Source organism: Bacillus amyloliquefaciens DSM 7 = ATCC 23350, assembly GCF_000196735.1.
In the GTDB taxonomy this organism is placed as follows: Bacteria; Bacillota; Bacilli; order Bacillales; family Bacillaceae; genus Bacillus; species Bacillus amyloliquefaciens.
On sequence record NC_014551.1, the window covers coordinates 463,763 to 488,177 of the forward strand.

28 protein-coding genes and 1 pseudogene are annotated in these 24,415 nt (G+C 46.6%); 25 read left to right on the plus strand and 4 right to left on the minus strand.

From position 1 onward, the window contains the following. Nucleotides 1-102 precede the first annotated feature (102 nt). The 5 genes from BAMF_RS22550 to BAMF_RS22570 all read left to right on the plus strand — a co-directional run bounded on the left by BAMF_RS22550 (nt 103) and on the right by BAMF_RS22570 (nt 4,630). Complete coding sequence (locus BAMF_RS22550) at nt 103-1,152, plus strand: AI-2E family transporter (RefSeq protein WP_013351080.1); 1,050 nt, start codon at nt 103-105, stop codon at nt 1,150-1,152. Between the two features lie 101 nt (nt 1,153-1,253). Continuing rightward, the gene (locus BAMF_RS22555; RefSeq protein WP_013351081.1) at nt 1,254-2,180 is read left to right on the plus strand and encodes an ABC transporter ATP-binding protein; all 927 of its coding nucleotides are present in this window, start codon (nt 1,254-1,256) and stop codon (nt 2,178-2,180) included. Between the two features lie 19 nt (nt 2,181-2,199). Beyond that, nucleotides 2,200-2,940 carry an ABC transporter permease gene (locus BAMF_RS22560; RefSeq protein WP_088030670.1) on the plus strand — a complete coding sequence of 247 codons (741 nt, stop codon included), beginning with the start codon at nt 2,200-2,202 and terminating at the stop codon, nt 2,938-2,940. Nucleotides 2,941-3,034: 94 nt separating this feature from the next. After that, nucleotides 3,035-3,370 carry a hypothetical protein gene (locus BAMF_RS22565; RefSeq protein WP_003156210.1) on the plus strand — a complete coding sequence of 112 codons (336 nt, stop codon included), beginning with the start codon at nt 3,035-3,037 and terminating at the stop codon, nt 3,368-3,370. Between the two features lie 114 nt (nt 3,371-3,484). Then, nucleotides 3,485-4,630: an acyl-CoA dehydrogenase family protein gene (locus tag BAMF_RS22570; RefSeq protein WP_013351083.1), complete on the plus strand. Its 1,146-nt coding sequence runs from the start codon at nt 3,485-3,487 to the stop codon at nt 4,628-4,630. Between the two features lie 25 nt (nt 4,631-4,655). Here BAMF_RS22570 and fbpB read toward each other — a convergent pair whose 3' ends face one another. Beyond that, nucleotides 4,656-4,802 carry a Fur-regulated basic protein FbpB gene (gene fbpB / locus BAMF_RS40535; protein WP_013351084.1) on the minus strand — a complete coding sequence of 49 codons (147 nt, stop codon included), beginning with the start codon at nt 4,800-4,802 and terminating at the stop codon, nt 4,656-4,658. After that, nucleotides 4,789-4,969 (minus strand): annotated as a pseudogene (locus BAMF_RS22575) (Fur-regulated basic protein FbpA). The gene fbpB and the pseudogene BAMF_RS22575 overlap by 14 nt, the downstream one beginning before the upstream one ends. A 214-nt stretch (nt 4,970-5,183) precedes the next feature. Here BAMF_RS22575 and BAMF_RS22580 point away from each other — a divergent pair. Further along, on the plus strand, nt 5,184-6,077 hold the full coding sequence (locus BAMF_RS22580; protein ID WP_013351086.1) for a cation diffusion facilitator family transporter: 894 nt from the start codon (nt 5,184-5,186) through the stop codon (nt 6,075-6,077). Here the strand turns inward: BAMF_RS22580 and BAMF_RS22585 are convergent. Continuing rightward, a complete protein-coding gene (locus BAMF_RS22585; RefSeq protein WP_003156200.1) occupies nt 6,074-6,391 on the minus strand; it encodes a thioredoxin family protein in 318 nt (105 codons plus the stop codon). The genes BAMF_RS22580 and BAMF_RS22585 overlap by 4 nt on opposite strands. A 153-nt stretch (nt 6,392-6,544) precedes the next feature. On the opposite strand from BAMF_RS22585, the gene BAMF_RS22590 reads away from it, so the two are divergent. The 5 genes from BAMF_RS22590 to BAMF_RS22610 all read left to right on the plus strand — a co-directional run bounded on the left by BAMF_RS22590 (nt 6,545) and on the right by BAMF_RS22610 (nt 12,944). Next, on the plus strand, nt 6,545-7,630 hold the full coding sequence (locus tag BAMF_RS22590) for a D-alanine--D-alanine ligase (protein ID WP_013351087.1): 1,086 nt from the start codon (nt 6,545-6,547) through the stop codon (nt 7,628-7,630). A 76-nt stretch (nt 7,631-7,706) separates the two neighbouring features. After that, entirely contained in the window at nt 7,707-9,077 is a 1,371-nt protein-coding gene (locus BAMF_RS22595) for a UDP-N-acetylmuramoyl-tripeptide--D-alanyl-D-alanine ligase (RefSeq protein ID WP_013351088.1), read from the plus strand. A gap of 330 nt (nt 9,078-9,407) precedes the next feature. Next, on the plus strand, nt 9,408-10,892 hold the full coding sequence (gene cshA / locus BAMF_RS22600; RefSeq protein ID WP_014469785.1) for a degradosome RNA helicase CshA: 1,485 nt from the start codon (nt 9,408-9,410) through the stop codon (nt 10,890-10,892). A gap of 116 nt (nt 10,893-11,008) precedes the next feature. Continuing rightward, nucleotides 11,009-11,488 (plus strand): PH domain-containing protein, encoded by a 480-nt coding sequence (locus BAMF_RS22605; RefSeq protein WP_013351090.1) that lies wholly within the window; start codon nt 11,009-11,011, stop codon nt 11,486-11,488. Further along, nucleotides 11,478-12,944 (plus strand): PH domain-containing protein, encoded by a 1,467-nt coding sequence (locus BAMF_RS22610; RefSeq protein ID WP_013351091.1) that lies wholly within the window; start codon nt 11,478-11,480, stop codon nt 12,942-12,944. The genes BAMF_RS22605 and BAMF_RS22610 overlap by 11 nt, the downstream gene beginning before the upstream one ends. Here BAMF_RS22610 and BAMF_RS22615 read toward each other — a convergent pair. Then, complete coding sequence (locus BAMF_RS22615) at nt 12,941-13,540, minus strand: rhomboid family intramembrane serine protease (protein WP_013351092.1); 600 nt, start codon at nt 13,538-13,540, stop codon at nt 12,941-12,943. The genes BAMF_RS22610 and BAMF_RS22615 overlap by 4 nt on opposite strands. A gap of 92 nt (nt 13,541-13,632) precedes the next feature. On the opposite strand from BAMF_RS22615, the gene acpS reads away from it, so the two are divergent. The 14 genes from acpS (at nt 13,633) to BAMF_RS22685 (ending at nt 24,407) form a co-directional block, all read left to right on the plus strand. After that, nucleotides 13,633-13,998, plus strand: a complete 366-nt coding sequence (gene acpS / locus BAMF_RS22620) for a holo-ACP synthase (RefSeq protein WP_013351093.1) — start codon at nt 13,633-13,635, stop codon at nt 13,996-13,998. A 164-nt stretch (nt 13,999-14,162) separates the two neighbouring features. Next, complete coding sequence (locus BAMF_RS22625; protein WP_013351094.1) at nt 14,163-15,170, plus strand: LolA family protein; 1,008 nt, start codon at nt 14,163-14,165, stop codon at nt 15,168-15,170. Nucleotides 15,171-15,286: 116 nt separating this feature from the next. Then, nucleotides 15,287-16,456 carry an alanine racemase gene (gene alr / locus BAMF_RS22630; RefSeq protein ID WP_013351095.1) on the plus strand — a complete coding sequence of 390 codons (1,170 nt, stop codon included), beginning with the start codon at nt 15,287-15,289 and terminating at the stop codon, nt 16,454-16,456. A gap of 118 nt (nt 16,457-16,574) precedes the next feature. Continuing rightward, on the plus strand, nt 16,575-16,856 hold the full coding sequence (gene endB / locus BAMF_RS22635) for a type II toxin-antitoxin system antitoxin EndoAI (protein ID WP_003156188.1): 282 nt from the start codon (nt 16,575-16,577) through the stop codon (nt 16,854-16,856). A 5-nt stretch (nt 16,857-16,861) separates the two neighbouring features. Next, nucleotides 16,862-17,212, plus strand: a complete 351-nt coding sequence (gene ndoA / locus BAMF_RS22640; RefSeq protein WP_003156187.1) for a type II toxin-antitoxin system endoribonuclease NdoA — start codon at nt 16,862-16,864, stop codon at nt 17,210-17,212. A gap of 120 nt (nt 17,213-17,332) precedes the next feature. After that, the gene (locus BAMF_RS22645) at nt 17,333-18,154 is read left to right on the plus strand and encodes an STAS domain-containing protein (RefSeq protein ID WP_013351096.1); all 822 of its coding nucleotides are present in this window, start codon (nt 17,333-17,335) and stop codon (nt 18,152-18,154) included. A gap of 4 nt (nt 18,155-18,158) precedes the next feature. Then, nucleotides 18,159-18,524, plus strand: a complete 366-nt coding sequence (rsbS, locus tag BAMF_RS22650) for an RsbT antagonist protein RsbS (protein WP_003156180.1) — start codon at nt 18,159-18,161, stop codon at nt 18,522-18,524. A gap of 2 nt (nt 18,525-18,526) precedes the next feature. After that, entirely contained in the window at nt 18,527-18,928 is a 402-nt protein-coding gene (locus BAMF_RS22655) for an anti-sigma regulatory factor (RefSeq protein ID WP_013351097.1), read from the plus strand. An 11-nt stretch (nt 18,929-18,939) separates the two neighbouring features. Next, nucleotides 18,940-19,947 carry a PP2C family protein-serine/threonine phosphatase gene (locus BAMF_RS22660; RefSeq protein WP_013351098.1) on the plus strand — a complete coding sequence of 336 codons (1,008 nt, stop codon included), beginning with the start codon at nt 18,940-18,942 and terminating at the stop codon, nt 19,945-19,947. 63 nt (nt 19,948-20,010) lie between these two features. Then, on the plus strand, nt 20,011-20,340 hold the full coding sequence (locus BAMF_RS22665) for an anti-sigma factor antagonist (RefSeq protein WP_013351099.1): 330 nt from the start codon (nt 20,011-20,013) through the stop codon (nt 20,338-20,340). Next, the gene (rsbW, locus tag BAMF_RS22670) at nt 20,337-20,819 is read left to right on the plus strand and encodes an anti-sigma B factor RsbW (protein WP_013351100.1); all 483 of its coding nucleotides are present in this window, start codon (nt 20,337-20,339) and stop codon (nt 20,817-20,819) included. Before BAMF_RS22665 ends, rsbW begins: the two co-directional genes overlap by 4 nt. Continuing rightward, the gene (gene sigB, locus BAMF_RS22675) at nt 20,785-21,573 is read left to right on the plus strand and encodes an RNA polymerase sigma factor SigB (protein WP_013351101.1); all 789 of its coding nucleotides are present in this window, start codon (nt 20,785-20,787) and stop codon (nt 21,571-21,573) included. Before rsbW ends, sigB begins: the two co-directional genes overlap by 35 nt. Then, nucleotides 21,573-22,175, plus strand: coding sequence for a PP2C family serine/threonine-protein phosphatase (locus BAMF_RS22680; RefSeq protein ID WP_013351102.1), 603 nt, complete (start codon nt 21,573-21,575; stop codon nt 22,173-22,175). The genes sigB and BAMF_RS22680 overlap by 1 nt, the downstream gene beginning before the upstream one ends. Before the next feature lie 72 nt (nt 22,176-22,247). Continuing rightward, complete coding sequence (locus tag BAMF_RS22685; RefSeq protein WP_013351103.1) at nt 22,248-24,407, plus strand: Tex family protein; 2,160 nt, start codon at nt 22,248-22,250, stop codon at nt 24,405-24,407. Nucleotides 24,408-24,415: the final 8 nt, after the last annotated feature.

The following is a 24,415-nucleotide window of genomic DNA, read 5'->3' on the forward strand; positions in this document are numbered from 1 at the left end:
TAGGAGGTGGACAAAGACCTTAGCGTCATTTTGTTATATAATTTACAATTAGAGAGTGAAAGATGAAATCTAAGGGCTTTTTGTCCTAGCAGGAGTGTATAAATGGCGGCTATTTTTAAATTTTTTCAGCATCCGGGTGTCAGACGTTTTTCCGTTTTTCTTGTTTTGACTGGGGTGTTAGTTGTATTCCGAAGTATGATTAATTTGATTTTGCTTACGTTTATTTTTACTTTTCTGATGGATCGGCTGGAGACTGTCATCAGGCATGTGTTGAACCATTTTTTCCGGATCAGCCAGAGGGTGGTCATTACCGTTTTATATATTGCGCTGGCTGTCGGAGCGACTGTGGGAGGCTTTGTCTTTTACCCGATTGTTGCCAAGCAGATTGAACAGCTGATTAAGCAGATCAAGCACATCGCGTATCATCCCGATGTCATCCCGTTTTATGAAGAAATATCGAGCGTGTTCGGCGATATTAATATCGGTTCCTATGTAAAAGAAGGATTTAATGTACTGTATACATACTTGGCCGATATCAGCACTTTCGGTTTGCAGGTCGTGATGTCACTGATTCTCAGCATGTTTTTCCTGTTCGAGAAAAAGCGGCTCACGGAGTTTATGAAAAAATTTCAGCACAGCAAGCTGTCTGTTTTTTACTACGAACTTGCTTATTTCGGCAGCAAGTTTGCGAGAACGTTCGGCAAAGTGCTTGAAGCTCAATTTATTATCGCGCTGGTGAACTGTATCCTCACCTTGATCGCATTGGCGATTCTGCATTTTCCGCAGCTGTTCGGCCTGTCAATCATGGTCTTTTTCCTCGGGCTCATTCCCGTTGCGGGTGTGGTGATTTCGCTCATTCCGCTCAGTATCATCGCGTATACGACGGGCGGCGCTGCGTATGTCATCTACATCGTACTGGTCATTTTCGTCATTCATGCGATTGAGACTTACTTCCTTAATCCGAAACTGATGTCAGCGAAAACGGAACTTCCGATCTTTTTTACCTTTACAGTTTTAATTTTCTCGGAACATTTCTTCGGCATTTGGGGCTTGATTATCGGGATTCCGATTTTTGTGTTCCTGCTGGATATTCTGGATGTCGTCAATAACGAAGAGATGGAAAAATCTGAACCGGAGCCGGATAAGACGTAACATCAGCTCCGCTCTTCACGAATATATGACAAATGTTATAATGCAGACAGTGCCTTATGTACGGGCACTATTTATTTTTTGTGAAAAAGGAGGAAGGCTGTATGACTGAGCCGATTTTACATATCGAAGGCCTTGACAAAACAATAGGCAAAAAGCACATTTTAAAAAACATCAGCTTGGATGTCAGGCAGGGCGAGATCATCGGTTTGCTCGGTCCGAATGGATCGGGGAAAACCACACTTATCAGAATCATCGTCGGCCTTTTAAAGAAAAACAGCGGTACGATTACAATTAACGGTTTTCAGCACGATGCTGATTTCGAAAAAGCGCTTGAATCTGTCGGAGCAATCGTAGAAAACCCTGAATTCTACCCATATCTGACGGGGTGGGAAAATCTGAAGCACTTTGCCAATATGCACAAGAACATCAAGGAGGACAGGCTTCAAGAAGTAATCGAGCGGGTCGGTCTCGCAAATGCCGTTCACGACAAAGTTAAAACGTATTCCCTCGGTATGCGTCAGCGCCTCGGCATCGCACAAGCCATTCTTCACCGTCCGAAGCTGCTCATTTTAGATGAACCGACAAACGGGCTTGATCCCGGCGGAATGAAGGATTTCCGCAACCATTTAAAAGAGCTCGCGGAGCTTGAGGGGACGAGCATCCTCTTCGCGACGCATTTACTGCGTGAAGTGGAGGATCTTTGCGACCGTGTCATCATCATTCAAAAAGGTGAAATCAAAACAGAGGTCGTCCTGCGCGGCGCTGCGGAAAAAGAGGAAAAAGCCGTCATCGACATCCAGCCGGCTGACAAAGCATTTGAATGGCTGTCCGAACAGCAATTTGCTCCGGAGAAAAACGGCGGGGGCATTACTGTCACCGTATCGAAGAAGGACATCCCGGCATTAAACCGGGCGCTCGTCGGACAAGACTTTCTCGTGTATTCCATCATGCCGTATGCGGAATCGCTTGAGGATGAATTCATGAAAGTGACGACGGCGCTTCAAGAGGAGGGGGAGACGAATGTTTAAATTGACAGCAAATGAGCATATGAAGCTCTTTAATCGAAAAGTCTCATTAGTGGCGCTTATTCTGATGGCCGTTCTCCAGTTTATTATGGCGCTTGTCATTAAACGGCTTGTCATCAGCTCCGGAACGGACGAGAATTTCATCGGCTATATGGCGTACGCACCCGGGCTGAATATTCTGCTCGAGGCATTAACGATCGTGATCGCGGCAACGATCATTTCCGCTGAATTTGATAAGAAAACGATCAAATTTTTGTTAATCCGCCCGGTAAAGCGGGAGCGCATTTTTATATCTAAACTCATTACCGTATTTTTGGTCAGCCTGTACCTGTATGCGGTGTACTATATTCTGTCACTGCTTTTCGGCATCGCTTTCTTCGGTATGTCGGTGACATCTGAATCAGGGACGCTTCTCGTGAACACGCTGAAAGTAATCGGCACGAACTGGGTTGAGGCATTTGCGATGGCATGCTTCGGATTGCTGTGCTCTTCCTTATTCCGAAACAGCGCCACGGCTGTCATTTTATCATTTATCGTGCTGTACGGCGCAAAATCACTCGTGACGATTATGTCTCTCTTCCAAAACAAATGGGGAAGCTTCCTGCTGTTCGCGAATACTGACCTGACGCAATACATGAGCGGGGCGAAACCGCTGTTTGCGGGAATGACGCCGTTATTTTCCGTGGGCATTATCATTATCCATATCGTCTTCTTCTTAGCCGTCGCTTGGTGGAGTTTTTGCAAACGCGATGTTCGGGTGTAAAGTAAAGGAATGACATTTTTGTGAAAAAGATCACGATAAATCAATAATTTATGCTATTTTGATTTATAATAAAGGTAATGACGGAGGTGCTCACTTGAGAAATTTTATTACCGCATTACCGATTGTGTTATTGCTTGGTTTTTCCTTTGTTTCATTCATGTTCCAATTCGAACATCTTGTTTATTTCAGGCTTGCGCTGGGGTTGTTTTCTACAGTGGGTCTGTTTCTCTTATATAAAATGAAGACGGGATTCCGTTATTTCATCATCTATCTGTATGCAAGCTGGATCGTGCTCGCGGCAGTTACCGCTTTTGAAGAGCCGATTTTCTCAAGCTTTTTCTTTGGCGGGCTTGTTATGACGATGGGCTATCTCACATATATGCTGATCTATCTCGGGCTCAAGCAGGACCGCGGCCCGGAAGCAGTCTGAACGCGCTATTCTACGGAATAGCGTGTTTTTTTGTACAGCCTCACAGTTGCGGAACAAGACTTGAATCTCTATAATACTTATTAACTTTATCGGAATTATAATGGGGGGATTCCAGTGTCTTTATGGATACAGAACGAACGGCAGAGAGAATGGATGGAAAAAATCGGCCTTCTTGCAGATGAATTTCAAAAAACAGCCGCGCTTGATGATGAAGAGGGCCGATTTCCCGCAGAGAAAATTCAAAGATTGCGGGACGCTGGTTATACGGCGCTAACGGTACCTGAGGCTTTCGGCGGAGCAGGCATCTCGGTTTACGATATGGTGCTGTTTCAGGAACGGCTGGCTAGGGGGGACGCGGCCGTTGCTCTCGGAATCGGCTGGCATTTATCCGTCATGGGAGAGCTCGGAGAAGAAAACAGCTGGAATGAAGATGTCTTTTCATTTATCGCAGAAGAAGTGAAAAAGGGAGCCGTCTTGAACTGGGCAGCGACGGAAAAGCAGACCGGCAGCCCGACGAGAGGGGGAAGACCAGGCACTTCCGCGGTGAAAAAAGACGGTCAATGGGTGCTGAACGGCCGAAAAACCTTTACAACCCTTTCACTGACTTTGGATTATATGCTGGTGACGGCATGGATTGAAGAAAAGCAAACGACCGGCGTTTTTCTCATCCATAAAGACCAGGCGGGCGTTTCGGTCGAAGAAACATGGGATATGATTGCCATGAAGGCGACCGGAAGCCATGATCTTCTTTTAGATCATGTCATGGTCAGTGACGAGCGGCTCGTGGAGCTTTTCAGCGGGCCGAGAGGGGCAAAAGTGAACGGCTGGCTGCTCCACATTCCCGCTGCTTATTTAGGCATCGCTCAAGCGGCAAGGGACTATGCCGTCCGGTTTGCATCCGAATATTCGCCGAACAGCCTGAACGGTCCGATTAAAGACGTGCCGGCCGTTCAGCAGCGTGTCGGGGAGATGGAGCTGGAATTGTTAAAAGCGAGACAGTTTCTCTTCACGGCGGCGCAAATGTATGATGACCCAAAACGCCGTCCGTTTATAAAAAGCGAGCTCGGCGCGGCAAAACACATTGTGACAAATGCCGCCCTTTCTATTGTTGATAAAGCGATGAGAATCACCGGCGCGAAAAGCCTGGAACGAAATAATCCGCTTCAGCGGTATTACCGGGATGCCCGGGCGGGACTTCACAACCCGCCGATGGACGATGCGGTCATCGGCAAATTAGCGGCGGAAGCATTTGAGCAATAAAAAAAGAGCCTGAAAAAGGCTCTTTTTATGTATGGCTGTTGTGCTGAAGCCGTTTTTGATGCTTGCGGTCAATTCTGTCATAGATCACATTCATCAGCTTTTGATTATTCATGATGGCGGCCTTGTTTTCTTTTATCAGCTGTTCGTAAGTTTTTATTTTACGTTTCGGCATGAGTCCGCACCTTCCTTACATATTTGATATTCGCTTTCTAGCTCTCCAAGCGATAATTCGTATAAATGCCGTTCCGACTTTTTGTATATTCCGTTATTAATCAGCAAATGGATCAGATGCTTTTTTCGTCCTTCAACTGATGATCTGAGTTGAGGAGAAGATCTCATGATTACCCTCCTATCAAATGATATTGATAATCATTATCAGTTAATGAAAGTATACAATGTGAATATTCATATGTAAAGGAAAAATACCGCCAATTTTTCGACAAAAAGTTTCCCGGGGAATAATGCTGTCGAATTGATTGCATTTCCGGCAGATCAAAACTGCTATTTTTCTGCTTTTCCATCCATACTATGAATGAGAATGGAGGCGTCTTATATGAATGATCAAACGGCAAACTTAAAACGGGGCGAAAAAGGCGCGCTTCTCAATATCGCTGCGTACCTCATCCTTGCCGCCGTGAAACTGGTGATCGGTCTTGTTTATCATTCCGAAGCGCTCAGAGCGGACGGGTTAAATAATGCTACGGATATTGTCGCATCACTGGCTGTGCTGATCGGGCTCCGGATTTCCCAGCGCCCCGCGGACAGCGATCATGCCTACGGACATTATAGGGCTGAAACAATTTCTTCATTAATTGCGTCTTTTATTATGATGGCGGTCGGTATTGAAGTGCTGATCGGAGGAGCGAAGGCGGTCGTGAGCGGTACGGAGACCGAGCCGAGCTTCATTGCGGCTTGGACGGCGCTCGGAAGCGCGATTGTAATGTACGGCATGTATGTATACAACAGCCGTCTGGCGGATCGGATCAAAAGTTCGGCGCTTCATGCGGCGGCGAAAGACAGCCGTTCTGACGCTTATGTCAGTATTGGGGCGTTCATAGGCGTCGTAACGGCCCGGTTTCATCTGCCGTGGATTGATCCGGTCATTGCTTTTCTGATCGGGATCATCATCTGCAAGACGGCATGGGACATCTTCAAAGATGCTTCCCACTCATTGACGGACGGGTTTGACCTGAAAGATTTGGAGCCGTACAAACATACGGTGAAAGAAATAAAAGAAGTCAGCAGGCTGAAGGTTGTGAAAGCAAGGTATTTGGGGAGCACGGTTCATGTGGAAATGGTCATTACGGTAGATCCGGGACTGTCTGTGAAGGAAGGCCATGAAGTAGCCGATGAGGTCGAATATGCAATAAAACATGAACATGATGTTACTCATGTCCATGTCCATGTAGAGCCTGAAGTCATAAACAAAGATCGCGGAACGAATTAAATATGCTGTGATAAAAACTCAGTGACTTCTTCAGGAGTTTTAGCGTTTGCGCTGTGAAGATGCGCTTTCTTTTCTCCGTTTTTAAAGATCAGAAGGCTCGGAATGCCCATCACCTGATATTTGTCGGCAAGCTCAGGGAGCTCATCTCTGTTCAATTCATACCAATCATTTTGATTATATTCTTCCAAAATATCGCCGATGAACATATTCATGCGCGTGCAGTCAGGGCACCAGTCAGCGAAAAACTTCACGATGATTTCCTTGTCGGATTGAATAAGTTCATTAAATTGTTCTGTTGTACTGATTTTTTTCATATGACACATCTCCTTTTCCATGCCATTTTAATATAAAATAAAAAGGAATTACATACAAATGCTTTCATATGCAGAATGCCCAAAAATAATTAGATCATTTTCTGAGGAAAATGATAAGATAGTAAAGATGAATTGTTGTGGGGGGAATATCCATTGAAAACAAGTCTAGGATTGGTGTACGGCGGAAAGTCAGCTGAACACAATGTATCGCTTCAGACAGCACTTGCTGTAACAAAAGCGCTTAATACTGATAAGTTTGATATACATCCGATTTACATCACGGAAAAAGGAGAATGGCAAAGAGGTCCGCTTCTGACTGAACCGGTTTCCAACGTGAAAATGCTGCAGCTGGAACAAAATGGTGAAAGTTTCGCTCTTTCCGCATTGAACCGGGAAATGTTTCCTGAAGCGTCGGCTGATGAAAAGGCGCCGATTGACGTCGTATTTCCGCTTCTCCACGGACCGAACGGTGAGGACGGCACGATCCAGGGGCTCCTTGAATTGCTGAACGTTCCTTATGTCGGCAACGGAGTGCTTGCGTCATCAGCGGGCATGGATAAAGTCATCATGAAGCATTTGTTCGCTCAAGCGGGGCTTCCGCAGGCGAAGTACGCCGCTTTCTTAAAAAAGGATTGGAAACAGACTCCGGACAGCTGCTTACAGCAGGTTGAAGAGGAATTGGGGTATCCGTGCTTTGTCAAACCGGCGAACCTCGGTTCAAGTGTCGGAATCAGCAAATGCCGAAACCGTGAAGAGCTTGAAAAAGCCTTTGAACTGGCTTTTGAGTATGACCGGAAAATTGTTGTGGAAGAAGGAATCGCCGGCAGAGAAATTGAAATCGGCGTGCTCGGAAATGACGAACCGAAATGCTCCGCTGTCGGTGAAATCGCGCCAAAAACCGATTTTTACGACTACAAAGCGAAATACGAAGATGGCGACACGGATTTAATGATTCCCGCGCAAGTGACGGATGAACAATACGCGGAAATCAGCGAGATGGCGATTAAAGCCTTCAAAGCGATTGACGGCTCAGGCCTTGTCCGCGCCGATTTCTTCCTGACCAATGACGGTCAAGTGCTCATTAACGAAGTGAACACAATGCCGGGCTTTACGCCATTCAGCATGTTCCCGCTGCTATGGAAAGAAGCCGGCGTAGATTACAGTGATCTGATTGAACAGCTGGTTGAGCTGGCAAAAGAGCGCCATGCCGAGAAACAGCTGATTAAACATACATTTTAATGAAGACTGACACTGCCTGTAGGGGCAGTGTCTTTTCCCGTAACAGACAACATTTTCAGAAAGCGAGGTGCCACCTTTGATAAAGCGAACTGTAAAACGAATCGCCGACATGGTCAAAGGCACACTGACAAATCCCGTATTTGAACAAACAATGATAGAGGGCGCCGCAACCGATACGCGGACTTTGGAAAAAAATCAGCTGTTCATCCCATTAAAAGGCGAGCATTTTAACGGCCACACCTTTGTGCCGCAGGCCTTCGAAAAAGGCGTTTCCGCCGTATTGTGGGACCGCTCCGAACCAAATCCGCCGAAAGAGCGTGCTGTCATCCTTGTCGATGATACGCTGGAGGCGCTGCAAAAATTGGCAAAAGCTTATTTAGAAGAGCTCGGCACACGGGTCATCGGGGTGACCGGAAGCAACGGAAAAACGACAACAAAAGACATGCTTCACGCCGTCCTCGGCACTCAATACCGCGTTCACAAAACCGCCGGCAATTTTAACAACCATATCGGCCTGCCGCTGACTGTGCTTGCCATGCCTGAGGATACGGAAATTGCCGTTTTAGAAATGGGAATGAGCGCGAGAGGCGAAATTGATTTTCTGAGCCGCCTTGCTGAACCGGAAGCGGCCGTCATTACCAATATCGGCGAATCCCACATGCAGGATTTAGGCTCAAGAGAAGGAATTGCAGAGGCAAAACTTGAAATTATAAACGGACTTCGGGAAGACGGCGTGCTGTTTTATTTCGGAGATGAGCCGCTGCTGCGCGAGAAGGCGTACACTTGCCGGACAACGACATACGGCGAAGGTGCGGACAATGATCTCCGCTTGAAAGAAATAAAGCAGGGGGAAGAAGGCACATATTTCACTATCGACAGTATTGATCGTTCTTTCTTTATTCCCGTTCTCGGCCGGCATAATGTGATGAACGCCATGGGCGCATACGCCGCCGGCATCTATTTCGGCATTACGCCGGAAAATGCAGCTCTGGGACTGAGCCGTCTGAAGGTGACGGGAATGAGATTGGAACTGGTCAAAACGGAAAACGGCATCTCAATCGTAAACGACGCCTATAATGCGAGCCCGACGTCAATGAAAGCGGCGATTGAATTAATCGAAACGATGAAAGGCTATCGGAAGAAAATGCTTGTTCTCGGTGATATGCTTGAACTCGGTGATGAAGAAAAAGTATTCCACGAAGAATGCGGGGCCGCGATCAATCCGGCGGAAATCGACCATGTGTTTACTTACGGCACTCTCGGCGCATTCATTGCTGACGGAGCACGCAAACATTTTGAAGAGGGCCGCGTCAGCCATTATCTTGATAAAAAAGAACTGCTTGAGGCTATCCGGGAAAATGCCGCTTCCGGCGATCTCCTTCTGTTTAAAGCATCAAGAGGTATGAAGCTTGAAGAAACCGTTAAAGATTTATTAGAGAAGAACTGAAGAAATACTGATCAGCATCATAAAAATCTGCAAAAATGAAGAAACTAATTCAGGGTGAAATAATTCTGTCCGTATGAAAAAGAAATACCGACGGCTGGAAAATCCCGCCCGGCGCGGGGGCCGGCGTCAATTGCGGGAAGAATCCGGTCAGGCTGCTTCCGGCCGCCTGACCATCTCGCCTTATTGAAAAACACATAGTGTAATGGTAAGATTAAACGTAAAGTAATTCGGGCTTTGTATACGTATGATCCTGTCCTTTACATGGAAGGGCAGTTTTTAGTGGTAAATCACGACATTACTGAAACAGCAATCAGAAGGAGTTTGAATAATTTGACTATAACGTTTCAAGATTTCCAATTAAGTTCTGATCTCATGAAATCAATCAATCGTATGGGATTTGAAGAAGCAACACCGATTCAGGCACAAACGATTCCGCTCGGACTTTTAAATAAAGATGTCATCGGACAAGCGCAAACAGGTACAGGTAAAACAGCTGCGTTCGGTATACCCCTTGTTGAAAAAATGAACCCCGAGTCTCCTAATATTCAAGCAATCGTAATCGCGCCAACCCGTGAATTAGCCATTCAAGTATCTGAAGAGTTATATAAAATCGGACAAGATAAGCGTGCGAAAGTGCTGCCTATTTACGGCGGTCAGGATATCGGACGTCAAATCCGCGCATTGAAGAAAAACCCGCATATCATCGTAGGTACGCCGGGACGTCTTCTTGACCATATCAACCGCCGCACGATCCGTTTAAACAACGTGAACACGGTTGTCATGGATGAGGCAGATGAAATGCTGAACATGGGATTCATTGATGATATCGAATCTATTCTCTCAAACGTGCCGAGCGAGCACCAAACGCTCTTATTCTCAGCAACAATGCCTGCGCCGATCAAACGGATCGCAGAGCGTTTCATGACTGAGCCGGAGCACGTAAAAGTAAAAGCGAAAGAAATGACTGTATCAAACATCCAGCAGTTCTACTTGGAAGTGCAAGAACGCAAAAAATTCGACACGCTGACTCGTCTTCTTGACATTCAGTCTCCGGAACTTGCGATCGTATTCGGCCGTACAAAACGCCGTGTTGACGAATTAGCGGAAGCTCTGAACCTTCGCGGATATGCGGCTGAAGGAATTCACGGTGACTTAACGCAGGCGAAGCGTATGGTAGCGCTCCGCAAGTTTAAAGAAGGTGCGATCGAAGTGCTTGTAGCGACTGACGTTGCTGCCCGCGGACTTGATATCTCAGGCGTTACCCACGTGTACAACTTTGACGTGCCTCAAGATCCTGAAAGCTACGTTCACCGTATCGGAAGAACGGGCCGCGCAGGAAAAACGGGTATGGCGATGACGTTTATCACACCGCGTGAGAAAAGCATGCTTCGCGCGATTGAACAGACGACAAAACGCAAAATGGACCGCATGAAAGAGCCGACGCTTGACGAAGCATTAGAAGGACAGCAGCAGGTGACGGTTGACCGTCTGCGCACGACGATCAGCGAAAACAACCTGAACTTCTACATGACGGCAGCTGCGGAACTGTTAGAAGATCATGATGCAGTGACAGTTGTGGCTGCAGCCATTAAAATGGCGACTAAAGAGCCGGACAGCACGCCTGTACGCCTCACTGATGAAGCGCCGATGGTCAGCAAACGCTATAAAAACCAGCGTACTTCTAAGCGCAGAGACGGCCAAGGCGGCGGCTACCGCGGCGGTAAAGGGAAAAGCAGCAACCGTTCTTCCTACGATAAAAAACGTTCAAACGACCGCCGTTCTTCAGGTGACAGACGCCAGAAAAAATCATACTAAGACACAGAAAGCGGACCCTTCTATGGGGTCCGCTTTTTTTCGATATGCCGGAAAGTGAATCTTTTTTGCAAATCAGCCGTATTTGTATGTATGATAAAAAATGGGAGGTAGGTATATTGAGAGCACAGCCAAAAAATCGAATCAGTCCAAGCGGCTTAAAAGTCTGGCGTCTTCAGGAAGTCATCTTGTCCGCCGTTTGTCTTCTAGCGGTCATAACAGCAGCTGTTTTAAGCCATTTCTTCCATTGGCCGTATTGGATCACGGGAGTCCTCGGCATCATTTGGATTATCGGGTCAGTGATATCCATCTATGCCATACCGAAAATCAGGCACAGGATATGGCGTTATGAAGTCCATGAAAATGAAATTGATATTCAATCCGGCATTTTTATTGTCAAACGGGTCATTGTGCCGATGGTGAGGGTGCAGCACGTAGACACTTCACAAGGCCCGCTCCTCAGAAAATACCAGCTGGCCTCAGTCAAAATCTCCACGGCGGCAACCGTTCATTCCATTCCGGCGCTTGATATGGAGGAAGCTGACCGGCTGAGGGATTCCATTTCCCGTCTGGCAAGGGTGACGGAAGATGATGTCTGAACCGAAACGTCTGCACCCGGCGGCCGTGATTTTGAACTTATTCCATATTATTATCGAAACCATTAAAAACATTATTCTTCCTTTTTTTCTCGTCTATATCGTCAATTCCAACCATTTCATCCGCTTTTATGGCGGCATTGCGCTCGCCGTTCTGCTGATCTGGCTGATTACGGCAAGTGTGATCGAGTGGAGGAAGTTCACGTATCGGATTGAAGACGGAGAATTCAGGATTGAAGAAGGCTTATTTTTTACGAAAAAAAGATACATCTCCATTGACCGGATTCAATCAATGAATACGAGTGCCGGCGTCGTTCAGCAGCTTTTTAAGCTTGTGAAGCTGCAAATTGAAACGGCCGGCGACGGGAAAAATGCCGAGGCCGTCTTATCCGCCATTACGGTGGACGAGGCGGAACGGATCAGAGCGGCTGTTTTTCAGCAAAAAGCCGAGCAAGAAGAGCACCGGGAAACTGCAGCGGAGCAGGAGCCCGTGCGTGAGGATGATGTGCAATCCGTCTACCGCCTGTCTTTAGGTGAGCTGCTCATGGCCGCCTCAACATCCGGAGGAATCGGTGTCATCATCTCAGCGGTATTCGCCCTCATTTCTCAGATTGATGAAGTATTTCCGATGGACTGGCTCTATGACAGATTTTCTTTTCTCAAGCATGCGAGCATCAGCATTTACGCCGTGATCATTTTCGTGGGTTTGTTCATCGCCTGGCTGTTAAGCATCGCCGGTATGATGATCAAGCATGCGAACTTTAAAATAGAGAAAAAGGAACATGAATTGGTCATTACCAGAGGAATTATTGAAAAGCATCAAGTGACGATGCCGCTCCGTAAAATCCAAGCCATCAAAATTAAAGAAAATGTCATCAGACAGTTATTCGGCTACGCGACGGTTGCGATTGTCAGCGCCGGCAGTGCGGGGAATGAGAAAGAAGGAGCTCAGACGATTCTGTTTCCGATCATCCGCAAATCAAGGCTCGGTGTGATGCTCAAGGATTTCACCCCGGATTACGTGCTGGACGAAAATCGGCATCATTTGCCGAAGAGATCGCTGCGCCGATATTTATTCCGCTCCGTAATCTTCTCGGTTTTCGTGATCATTCCGCTTTGTATTCTGTTTAAACCGTGGGGATATGCATCGCTTCTTGTGCTTCCCGCCGAACTGGTGCTGGGCTATGCCTCGTTTAGGAGTGCGTCATGGTGCTTAAACGGCGGCCGGCTGCAGATCACCACGAGGCTGATCGGGAAGACGACCACGATTATGCTGAGAAGAAGAATGCAGATGTTCGAAGTCAGCCGATCCTTTCTGCAAAAAAGAAGACGGCTCGCATCCGTGGCTACAGCGGTGAAATCAGCTCACCATATGGAGCATGTCATGCTGAGGGATGTCAGCGAGGAAGATGCCGAACGCATCGGGCGATGGTATTCATATGAAAAAGCGGACGGTTAATACCGCCGCTTTTTTTGCTGCACGCATAAAAAAGAAAGCAAAAATCCGCCTGCCAGTCCGAACAAATGCGCCATAATGTTAATATTAGAATTGATAAACGTCGACAGTACCGCAATGACAAGCAGGGTCATAATCATTTTCGACTGGTCCCGGCCGATCAGCTCCTTGCGGAAAACAGTCAGAAACACATACACGCCGAAAAGTCCGAAGATCGCCCCTGATGCGCCGACATGCACATAATCAAGCGGTTCGACAAGATACGTGCCGATATTGCCGATGATGCCTGATGCGATGTACACAATCAGAAAGCGGACTTTTCCGAGCATTTGCTCAAGCGGGGGCGCGAATAAAAAGAGAGACATGGAGTTAAACAGAAGGTGGGTGAAATTCGCGTGTAAAAACATCGGTGTCACCAGCCGCCACCATTCTCCTTCGGCAACGCCGTAATTATAGCCGGTCACTGCATCTGACCACATCATGACGGAATGAAGCGGCAGGCTGAAAAACAGCCACAAGAACGCCTGCAGCGCCAAAATACAGCTGACGGCCGGATAACGTCTGATAAAAGTCTGGAAATTTTCCGTTCGTATAAACATCGCAAGCCCCTTTGCATCTGATTTGTTACATATATAGTAACACGTTTATGACATAAACCGTTTTTTAGTACGGACTTTTAGGAGGAATTCACATGATTTTCGGAATCGGAATCGACATCGTTGAACTGCACAGAATTGAAAACATGCTCAGCCGGCAGACGAGGTTTCCGCAAAGAATATTGACGGAGGCTGAATACGCCCGTTTTACACAGCTGTCAGACAAAAGGAAAATTGAATTTCTCGCGGGAAGGTTTGCGGCAAAAGAAGCCTTTTCGAAAGCATACGGCACAGGTATCGGCAAAGAGCTCAGTTTTCAGGATATTGAAATCGGGAAGGACCCGGCGGGAAAGCCTGTGCTGACCTGTGCCAAGCTGGACGGCGCGGCACTTCACGTCTCCATTACCCATACAAAAGAATACGCTGCGGCGCAGGTCGTGATTGAAAGGTTGTCACGCTAGTCTGCATATTAGCCGAAACCCCTTCATATATTTGATAGTGCATTAAGGGAGACAAGTTGTTTGAGGCTTTTATGGTACGCGTCCGGCCGTTCAGGGCGTACCGTTAAAGTCAAACAAGCGATTTCTTCCCTTTACATCAATTGAGAAGAAGGGGTTGAAAAAAGGTGAGAAAAAGCTTTGTTTTGCTTTTAACGGGACTGCTTGCCGTCCTTATTCTTTCGGCCTGCGGCCAAAAATCACAGGAAGATATTGTGAACGGTTTAGATAAGAAGGCGAAAGAATACACCTCGTACAAGGCGAAAGCCAAAATGACCATTCAAACGGGGAGTGATCCGCAAGTATACAATGTGGAAATCTGGCATAAAAAACCTTCCCTGTACCGGGTCTATCTGGAAAATCCGAAAAAAGACCAAAACCAAGTCATTTTACGGAACGCTAACGGAGTATTTGTCCTCACGCCGTCTTTAAATAAGAGCTTCAGATTCCAAAGCGACTGGCCGAATAACAGCAGTCAAGTATATTTGTTCGAGTCACTTGTAAAAGATGTGCAAAGTGACAAAGACGCCGTCTATTCCGCCAAGGATAAAAAGTACACTTTTGAAACGAAAACAAACTATCAGCACAACAAAATGCTGCCGACGCAAGAAATCACTTTCAACAAAAAGGACATGAGCCCGTCGCTCGTCAAAGTCATGGATACAGACCGGAAAGTGATGGTGAAAGTCGAATTCAAAAGCTTTGAATTCAACAAACCGTTTGACAAAGATTCTTTTGACGAGAAGAAAAATATGACGCTCTCCCAGATGGACGTCGCCACAAGCGCCAAGCCGTCTGATTCATTTGCGGTAAAAACTCCGCTTCAATTGCCGGCCGGCGTCAAAAAGCTTGAAGAAAAAGATATTTCAACAGCGGACGGCAAACGGATCGTCATGACATACGGCGGGGAAAAATCATTCACGCTCATTCAAGAAAAAGCCCAAATCGCAAAAGCCGCCTCTGCCGTCACGCTGAACGGCGAACCGGTTAATCTCGGCTTCACGGTCGCCGCGCTGTCTGATACGTCTTTAACGTGGACATATGACGGAGTCGATTACCTCCTGTCATCGAAGGATCTTACCAAAGATGAAATGGTGGCAGCCGCCAAAAGCATGCAGGGACAGTCATCAAAATAACGTCAAAAAAGAGGCCGCCGCTGTCGGTCTCTTTCTTTTTTTGATTTCACTTTGCAGAATAATTTTAGTATGATAATAACAATATGGATTGAAAATAATGCTAGGAAGTGTATCGAGTGAACACAGCATCCTTTTACAGAGATACGTGGGCGGAAATCAACCTGTCTGCGATTAAAGAAAATATTACACATATGAAAAAACACATCGGCGAAAACGTCCATCTCATGGCGGTTGTAAAGGCGAACGCGTATGGCCACGGAGATTTGGAAGTCGGGAAAGCCGCGCTTGAAGCGGGTGCCTCTTGTCTTGCCGTTGCCATACTGGATGAAGCGATCTCATTGAGAAAACGTGGCATTACAGCGCCGATTCTCGTGCTTGGCGCCGTGCCGCCCGAATATGTACAAGCAGCTGCCGAATATGACGTAACACTGACGGGGTATTCTGTTGAATGGCTTCAGGAAGCTGCACGCCACCTCGGAAGTGAAACAGTGCCGTTTCACCTGAAAGTCGATACCGGCATGAACAGACTCGGGGTCAAAACGGAGGAAGAAATCCAAAGCGTATTAAAAATCCTCAGCCAAAACCCGGGTTTAGTCTGTAAAGGCGTTTTTACCCATTTTGCTACCGCGGATGAAAAAAACAGGGATTATTTCCTTTTCCAATTTGAGCGCTTTAAAAAATTGATTGCTCCGCTTCCGTTAAAGGAATTGATGGTGCATTGCGCGAACAGCGCTGCCGGCCTTCGTCTTAAAAAAGGCTTCTTTAACGCGGTTCGTTTCGGCATCAGTATGTACGGGCTTCGTCCTTCTGCCGACATTCAAAATGAAATTCCATTTCAATTAAAGCCGGCTTTTACGCTGCACTCTGTTTTATCCCATGTGAAAAAGATCCGCAAAGGGGAAAGCGTCAGCTACGGCGCAACATATACGGCAGAGAAGGATCAATGGATCGGGACCGTTCCCATCGGCTATGCAGACGGCTGGCTCCGCAAGCTGAGCGGTACGGCCGTGCTGATCGACGGCAAACGGATGAATATTGCTGGAAGAATCTGCATGGACCAATTGATGGTAGAACTGGACCAATCTTATCCGCCGGGCACCAAAGTCACCCTGATCGGCAGCCAGAAGGAAGAAACGATCACGATGGACGAAATCGCCGGGCGGCTTGAGACGATTAATTACGAGATCCCTTGTACGATTAGTTCCCGCGTTCCCCGTATGTTTTTGGAAAATGAGAGTATAATGGAAGTAAGAAATCCTTTACTGCAAGAAAATACAAGTAAGTAACCGTCATCCGGAAAAAGAGAATTTATAAAACAGCTTTGCTTGACGTTTGAATAATGGTATCATTATGTCTGGATGGATAATTGGTCGTATCCGTAAGTTTGGTGGAGGTGTATGTTTTTTGTCTGAATCCAGCGCAAGAACCGAAATGAAAATCAGCTTGCCTGAAAACTTAGTAGCTGAATTGGATGGTGTAGCGATGCGGGAGAAACGAAGCAGAAACGAACTGATATCACAGGCAGTGAGAGCGTATGTCAGCGAACGGACAACTCGCCATAACCGTGATTTGATGAGACGCGGGTATATGGAAATGGCGAAAATCAACTTGAATATTTCTTCTGAGGCTCACTATGCTGAGTGCGAAGCAGAAACGACGGTTGAGCGCTTAGTCAGCGGAGGATAATCATTTTGATTGTAAAGCGCGGCGATGTTTATTTTGCTGATTTATCTCCTGTTGTTGGCTCAGAGCAAGGCGGCGTACGCCCGGTTTTAGTGATCCAAAATGATATCGGAAATCGCTTTAGCCCAACTGCTATTGTTGCAGCCATAACAGCCCAAATACAGAAAGCGAAATTACCAACCCACGTCGAAATTGATGCAAAACGCTACGGTTTTGAAAGAGATTCCGTTATTTTGCTGGAGCAAATTCGGACGATTGACAAGCAAAGATTAACGGATAAAATAACTCATCTGGATGATGAAATGATGGATAAGGTTGATGAAGCCCTGCAAATCAGTTTGGCACTCATTGATTTTTAGTCATATTTTTCTAGTTGCTCATATAGAGCAACTTTTTTTGTTTTCGAAAAACATTAGCGCTATAATAAAGAGATAATCAAACAAAATATGTTGTTTTGTGTCGGGAGGTCAGCGAAACCCATGTCGAATCAGAAAGTGTATCAGTTCATTATTGATCAGCATGATGAACTGCTTGATACTTGGACAGCCAAATTAAAAGAAGTAGGCAATCAGGAAGATTATCAGCTTACGTATCACATATCCGAAAATATCTGCAAAGACTATATAGACATTCTTTTATTATCGACAAAAGATGACGAGGCTGCGGAAGAGCAGATCAGCCAGCTCGCACTGCGCGCCGTTCAGCTCGGCCTGTCATTGAAGCTTCTTTCAGTCACCCTGTCAGAGTTTTGGAAGCTGCTTTACGAAACGATGGTTGACCATGAGATGGCCGATCATGACAGAGCAGAACTGATCTTGGAAATAGACAGCTTTTTCAGCCCGATCAACACGGAAATTTTAAATCAGTATTCCATCTCTTGGGAAAAAACAGTTTCTCTGCAAAAAATCGCGCTGCAGGAACTGTCGGCTCCGCTGATCCCGGTATTTGAGCATGTAACCGTCATGCCGCTTGTCGGGACGATTGATACGGAGCGTGCGAAACAAATCATGGAAAATCTGTTAAACGGCGTCGTAAAGCACCGTTCACAAGTTGTCTTAATTGACATTACGGGCGTGCCGGTCGTTGATACGATGGTGGCGCACCACATTATCCAAGCATCAGAAGCGGTGCGGCTTGTCGGCGCGAAATGCCTGCTCGTCGGAATCCGTCCGGAAATCGCGCAGACGATCGTTAACCTGGGAATTGATTTGTCGCAGGTTATTACGAAGAATACCCTTCAAAAAGGAATTCAAACAGCGCTTGAAATGACAAATCGAAAAATCGTTTCATTGGGGGAATAACATTGTGAGACATCCAAAAATCCCGATTCTGAAACTGTATAACTGCTTATTGGTATCCATCCAATGGGAGCTTGACGACCAGACTGCTCTGCATTTTCAAGAAGACCTGCTGAACAAAATCTATGAAACTGGCGCAAACGGGGTCGTCATTGACCTGACATCCGTCGACATGATCGATTCATTTATTGCGAAAGTGCTTGGCGATGTCATTACCATGTCAAAATTGATGGGCGCAAAGGTCGTATTGACAGGAATTCAGCCAGCTGTAGCGGTCACATTGATTGAACTTGGAATCTCACTTGAGGAAATCGAAACGGCGCTCGACTTAGAGCAGGGGCTTGAGACATTGAAGCGGGAATTGGGGGAATAGCGATGAACGACCAATCCTGTGTGAAAATCATGACAGAATGGGATATCGTAGCCGCCAGACAGCTTGGCCGCAACGTTGCGAAGGAATTAGGCTTCGGCACGGTGGATCAGGCCAGAATCACGACGGCTATCTCAGAATTGGCCAGAAATATCTACTTATATGCCGGCAAAGGCCAGGTCAGCATAGAACAAGTAAACGACAGAGGAAAAAAAGGCCTTAAAATCATAGCAGAAGACAAAGGACCCGGAATCGCGGACATCCGTAAAGTGATGGAAGACGGCTTTTCAACGTCAGGCGGATTGGGAGCGGGCCTTCCGGGCGTGAAAAGGCTGATGGACGAATTCAGCCTGCAATCTGTTGCGGAGGAAGGAACAGAGATTCAAGCCGTGAAATGGCTTCGGTAGGAGGTTAGAACGTGGATTTCAGGGAGGTTATAGAGCAGCGGTACCATCAGCTGCTTAGCCGTTATATAGCCGAATTAACAGAAACATCTTTATATCAAGCACAAAAATTCAGCCGAAAAACGATTGAACATCAAGTTCCCCCGGAGGAAATTATCAGCATCCACCGGAAAGTAGTAAAAGAACTTTATCCGGATCTGCCGGAAGATGTTTTTCATTCGCTGGATTTTTTAATAGAAGTCATGATTGGTTACGGGATGGCTTATCAGGAGCACCAAAGTCTGAGAGATATCCAGCAGGAGATTCGTTCAGAAATTGAAATTGCCGCAAATGTTCAGCAGACGCTGCTCGGCACAAAAATTCCTGAGGAAGAAGAGCTGGATATCGGGGCGATCAGCGTTCCCGCCAAACAGATGAGCGGGGACTATTATCACTTTGTCAAAGACAAGGAATCGATTAACATCGCGATAGCCGATGTCATTGGAAAAGGAATACCCGCCGCATTGTGCATGTCGATGATTAAGTATGCCATGGACTCTCTTCCGGAGATCGGCATTCACCCCTCCCAAGTGCTGAAAAATCTTAACCGCGTTGTAGAACAGAACGTGGATTCAAGCATGTTTATCACCATGTTTTACGCAAACTACAATATGAAAAGCCACCAATTTACCTATGCTTCTGCGGGGCATGAACCGGGCTTCTACTACTCTGAAAAAGAAAAAAAGTTTAATGACCTGGAGGCAAAAGGATTGGTGCTCGGAATTTCTCAGGATTTTGATTACAGCCAATATGAACAGCACCTGGACGAAGGAGACATGATCGTTCTTTTTTCTGACGGCGTCACCGAATGCCGTACCGAAAACGGTTTCCTGGAGCGCGGCGACATTCAGCGCATGCTGGAAGAACATATGGACTGCTCCGCGCAGGATATGGTCAAAAATATTTACGACAGCCTGCTGAGACTCCAGGATTTTCAGCTTCATGACGATTTTACGTTAATTGTTCTGAAAAGAAAGGTTTAGAAAAACGGCAGCACGGGTAAAAAGCCATTAGCACGAGTAAGGATAACTTTCAGAGGTGATACGATGAATTTAACAGTAGATATGAAGGAAAATCTTTCAGATATACAATTCAATATCGCCGGAGAAATTGATGTATACTCAGCTCCGGTGGTTCGTGAAAAGCTGATGCCCCTGGCTAACGAGGGGAAAAACATGAGAATCTGCTTAAAAGATGTGAACTATATGGACAGTACGGGTTTAGGCATTTTTGTAGGCGTGTTTAAAACGGTGAGCAAGGAAGGCGGTTCTTTGAAGCTTGAGAATCTTTCCGAAAGGCTCGTCCGTCTGTTTGAAATTACGGGGCTTAAGGACATCATCGATATTTCGGCAAAGTCAGAAGGTGGCGTGCAATGAGTACATCAGTTGATTATATAGAGATGAAAATTCCGGCCGAACCGGAATATGTAGGAATCGTCAGGCTTACGTTATCAGGTGTGGCCAGCAGAATGGGCTATACCTATGATGACATTGTAGATTTGAAAATCGCTGTCAGTGAAGCTTGTACAAACGCTGTCCAGCATGCATACAAAGATGAGAATAAGGGAGAAGTATCCGTGCGGTTCGGTGTGTTTGAGGATCGGCTGGAGGTCATTGTCGCCGATCAGGGAGACAGCTTTGATTTTGATCAAAAGCAGCAGGATCTCGGGCCGTACACACCTTCGCACACAGTCGATCAATTGTCAGAAGGAGGGCTCGGTCTATATTTAATGGAAACGCTCATGGATGAAGTCAAAGTTCAAAGCAACTCTGGCGTAACCGTTGCGATGACAAAGTATTTAAATGGGGAGCGAGTTGATCATGGCACAACCATCAAAAACTACGAAACTAACTAAAGATGAAGTTGATCGGCTCATACTCGACTTTCAAATACATGATAATAAAGAAGCCCAGGAAACACTTGTCGAGGTGTATACCAATCTCGTCGAAATGCTGGCAAAGAAATATTCAAAAGGAAAAAGCTTTCACGAAGATCTCCGCCAGGTCGGGATGATCGGGCTTCTCGGTGCCATTAAACGGTATGATCCCGAGGTCGGCAAATCCTTTGAAGCATTTGCAATCCCGACCATCATTGGTGAGATCAAACGCTTCCTCAGAGATAAAACATGGAGCGTACATGTTCCGAGACGGATTAAAGAACTCGGCCCCCGCATAAAAATGGCGGTGGATCAGCTGACGACAGAGACACAGCGGTCGCCGAAAGTCGAAGAAATCGCGGCCTTTCTCGATGTATCAGAAGAGGAAGTGCTGGAAACGATGGAGATGGGAAAAAGCTATCAGGCGCTGTCTGTCGATCACAGCATCGAAGCGGATGCGGACGGAAGCACCGTCACGATTCTTGATATCGTCGGTTCGCAGGAGGAAGGATACGAACGCGTCAACCAGCAGATGATGATCAAAAGCGTGCTTCATGTGCTGTCCGACCGCGAAAAACAAATTATCGATCTAACTTTTGTGCAAAATAAAAGCCAAAAAGAAACAGGGGACATTCTCGGAATATCTCAAATGCACGTCTCGCGCCTGCAGCGGAAAGCGGTGAAAAAACTGAGAGAGGCCTTGATTGGAGATCCCTCCATGGAGCTAATGTAATGATTCAGGTTGAAGAAAATGAACATGTGCAAACTCTTGTATACCAATTAAATAAAGAAGGCAAGTCCATATGCGGCGACAGCTTTTTTATAAAGGCGAATGAAGAGGAATTAGTCTGCGCGGTAGCGGACGGTCTCGGCAGCGGATCTCTTGCCAACGAATCTTCGTCAGCCATTAAAGACATCGTAAAGACGTATGCAGATGAGGATGTGGAAAGCATCATTGAGCGCTGCAATCAAGCGATGAGAAACAAAAGAGGGGCGACTGCCTCCATCTTAAAATTCAATTTCACCAAAAGGGAACTGACATACTGTTCGATCGGGAACGTCCGTTTCTTTCTGCATTCCCCATCAGGCGAAGTCTTTCATCCGCTGCCGATTTCGGGCTACCTTTCAGGCAAACCGCAGAAGTACAAAACGTATACCTCATCATATGAAAAAGGGGCAACATTCATCATCTATACAGATGGGCTGGAGGTTCCGCATATCCGCACCTGCTTAAAGCAGGGACACTCAATAGAAGTTATATCAAAATCACTTCATCCGTACACAACATCCAGACGTGATGATTTGACCTATATTCTCGGGCAGCTTTTATCGTAAGGCTGCTTTTTTTATGTTCCGCCGTTTTTTGATACACTAGAGAAAGAATGAAGAGATGGAGGCTTTTGTGATATGGAAACGTTAGCCCTTTTGAAAAAACAAATTGCTGAAGAAACAGCTTTATCCCAAAAAAATGTCGAAAGTGTCATCCGCCTGCTTGAAGACGGCAATACCGTTCCGTTTATTGCGCGGTACCGAAAAGAACAGACAGGCTCAATGGACGAGGTGCAGATTCAGGCAATCTCCGAGCGGTGGCAATACATACAAAACCTGACGCAGCGGAAAGAAGAAGTCATCAGATTGATCGCCGAACAGGACAAGCTGACGGACGGACTGAAACAAAAAATCGAACAAGCGGCCAAACTTCAGGAAGTCGAGGATTTATACCGTCCCTTCAAACAAAAACGGAAAACAAAAGCGACCGTCGCCAAAAGCAAAGGGCTTGAGCCGCTTGCGGACTATATTCTTTCTCTCCCGAAAGAAAACCGGCTCCATGAAATCGCTGATCAATATATCAGTGAAGAGAAAGAAGTCGCTACAAGAGAAGAAGCCATTGAAGGCGCGAAGCACATCATAGCCGAACAAATCTCGGATGATCCTCATTTTAGAAAGTGGATCCGCCAGGAAACGTATAAAAAAGGAATTCTCACATCCACGGCAGGCAAGTCAGCCGCAGATGACGAGAAAAACGTCTATGAAATGTATTATGAATACGAAGAGCCGATCCAAAAAGTCGTTCCTCACAGAGTGCTTGCGATGAACCGCGGTGAAAAAGAAGGCATTTTAAAGATTGCGATCGAACCGCCCGCCGATCAGTTGAAAGCTTATTTAGAAAAGCAAATCATCAAACATCGTGAAACGCCTGTGAAAGAAACGCTGAAAGAAGCCATTGAGGACGGGTACAAACGCCTGATCCAGCTGGCTATTGAGCGTGACATCCGCAAAGAGCTGTCAGAAAAAGCAGACGCGCAGGCGATCCATATTTTCGCTGAAAACCTGCGTAAGCTCCTGCTGCAGCCGCCGATGAAGGGGAAAGTCGTGCTCGGCGTCGATCCGGCTTTCCGTACGGGATGCAAACTGGCAGTCGTTGACGAGACGGGAAAAGTGCTGAAAATCGACGTTATTTATCCGCACGCTCCCGTCAAAAAGACAGCCGAAGCCCAGAAAAAAATCAAACAATTGCTGAACCGTTACGAAGTCGAGGTCGTGGCGATCGGAAACGGCACGGCATCAAGAGAGACAGAGCAATTCATCGTTGATGTGTTAAAAGAAACAGAGCGGGACATCTATTATGTTATCGTCAATGAGGCAGGGGCAAGCGTGTACTCTGCGTCAGAAATCGCCCGTGAGGAATTTCCGGATTTTCAGGTCGAAGAGCGGAGCGCCGTCTCCATCGCGCGGAGATTGCAGGACCCGCTGGCCGAACTTGTGAAAATTGATCCTAAATCCGTCGGCGTCGGGCAATACCAGCATGATGTCAGCCAAAAGCACTTAAACGAATCTCTCCGTTTTGTCGTAGAGACCGTCGTCAACCAAGTCGGGGTAAATGTCAATACAGCATCAGCAGCGCTGCTTCAATATGTAGCCGGGTTATCCAAAACCGTTGCCGGCAACATCGTCAAAAAAAGGGAAGAACTCGGCAAATTCACAAATCGCAAAGAGCTGAAAGAAATCCCGCGCCTCGGTGCAAAAACATATGAACAATGCATCGGCTTTTTGAGAGTGCCCGAAGGACAGGAACCGCTCGACCGCACCGGGATACACCCGGAAAGCTATAAAGAGACAAAGGCGCTGCTCAAAAAACTTCATCTCACAGCAGATCAGATCGGAAGCGCAGACGTAAAAGAGAAAATCAGCGCACTTCCGCTGTCTGAAACGGCAGAAGAGCTAGGAATAGGGGACATTACGCTTGCGGATATTTGCGGGCAGCTGACAAGGCCGGAGCGCGATCCTCGTGACGAAGTGCCGAAACCTTTGCTGAAAAAAGACGTTCTGCAGCTTGAGGATTTAAAGGAAGGAATGGAATTGCAGGGCACCGTCCGCAACGTCGTAGACTTCGGCGCTTTCGTCGATATCGGCGTCAAGCAAGACGGGCTTGTGCACATCTCAAAACTGAGCAATCAATTCGTCAAACATCCTCTTGACGTCGTATCGGTCGGAGACATCGTCACCGTATGGGTCGAAGGGGTGGACGTGCAAAAAGGCAGAGTGTCGCTGTCTATGGTAAAATAAAAGCACTG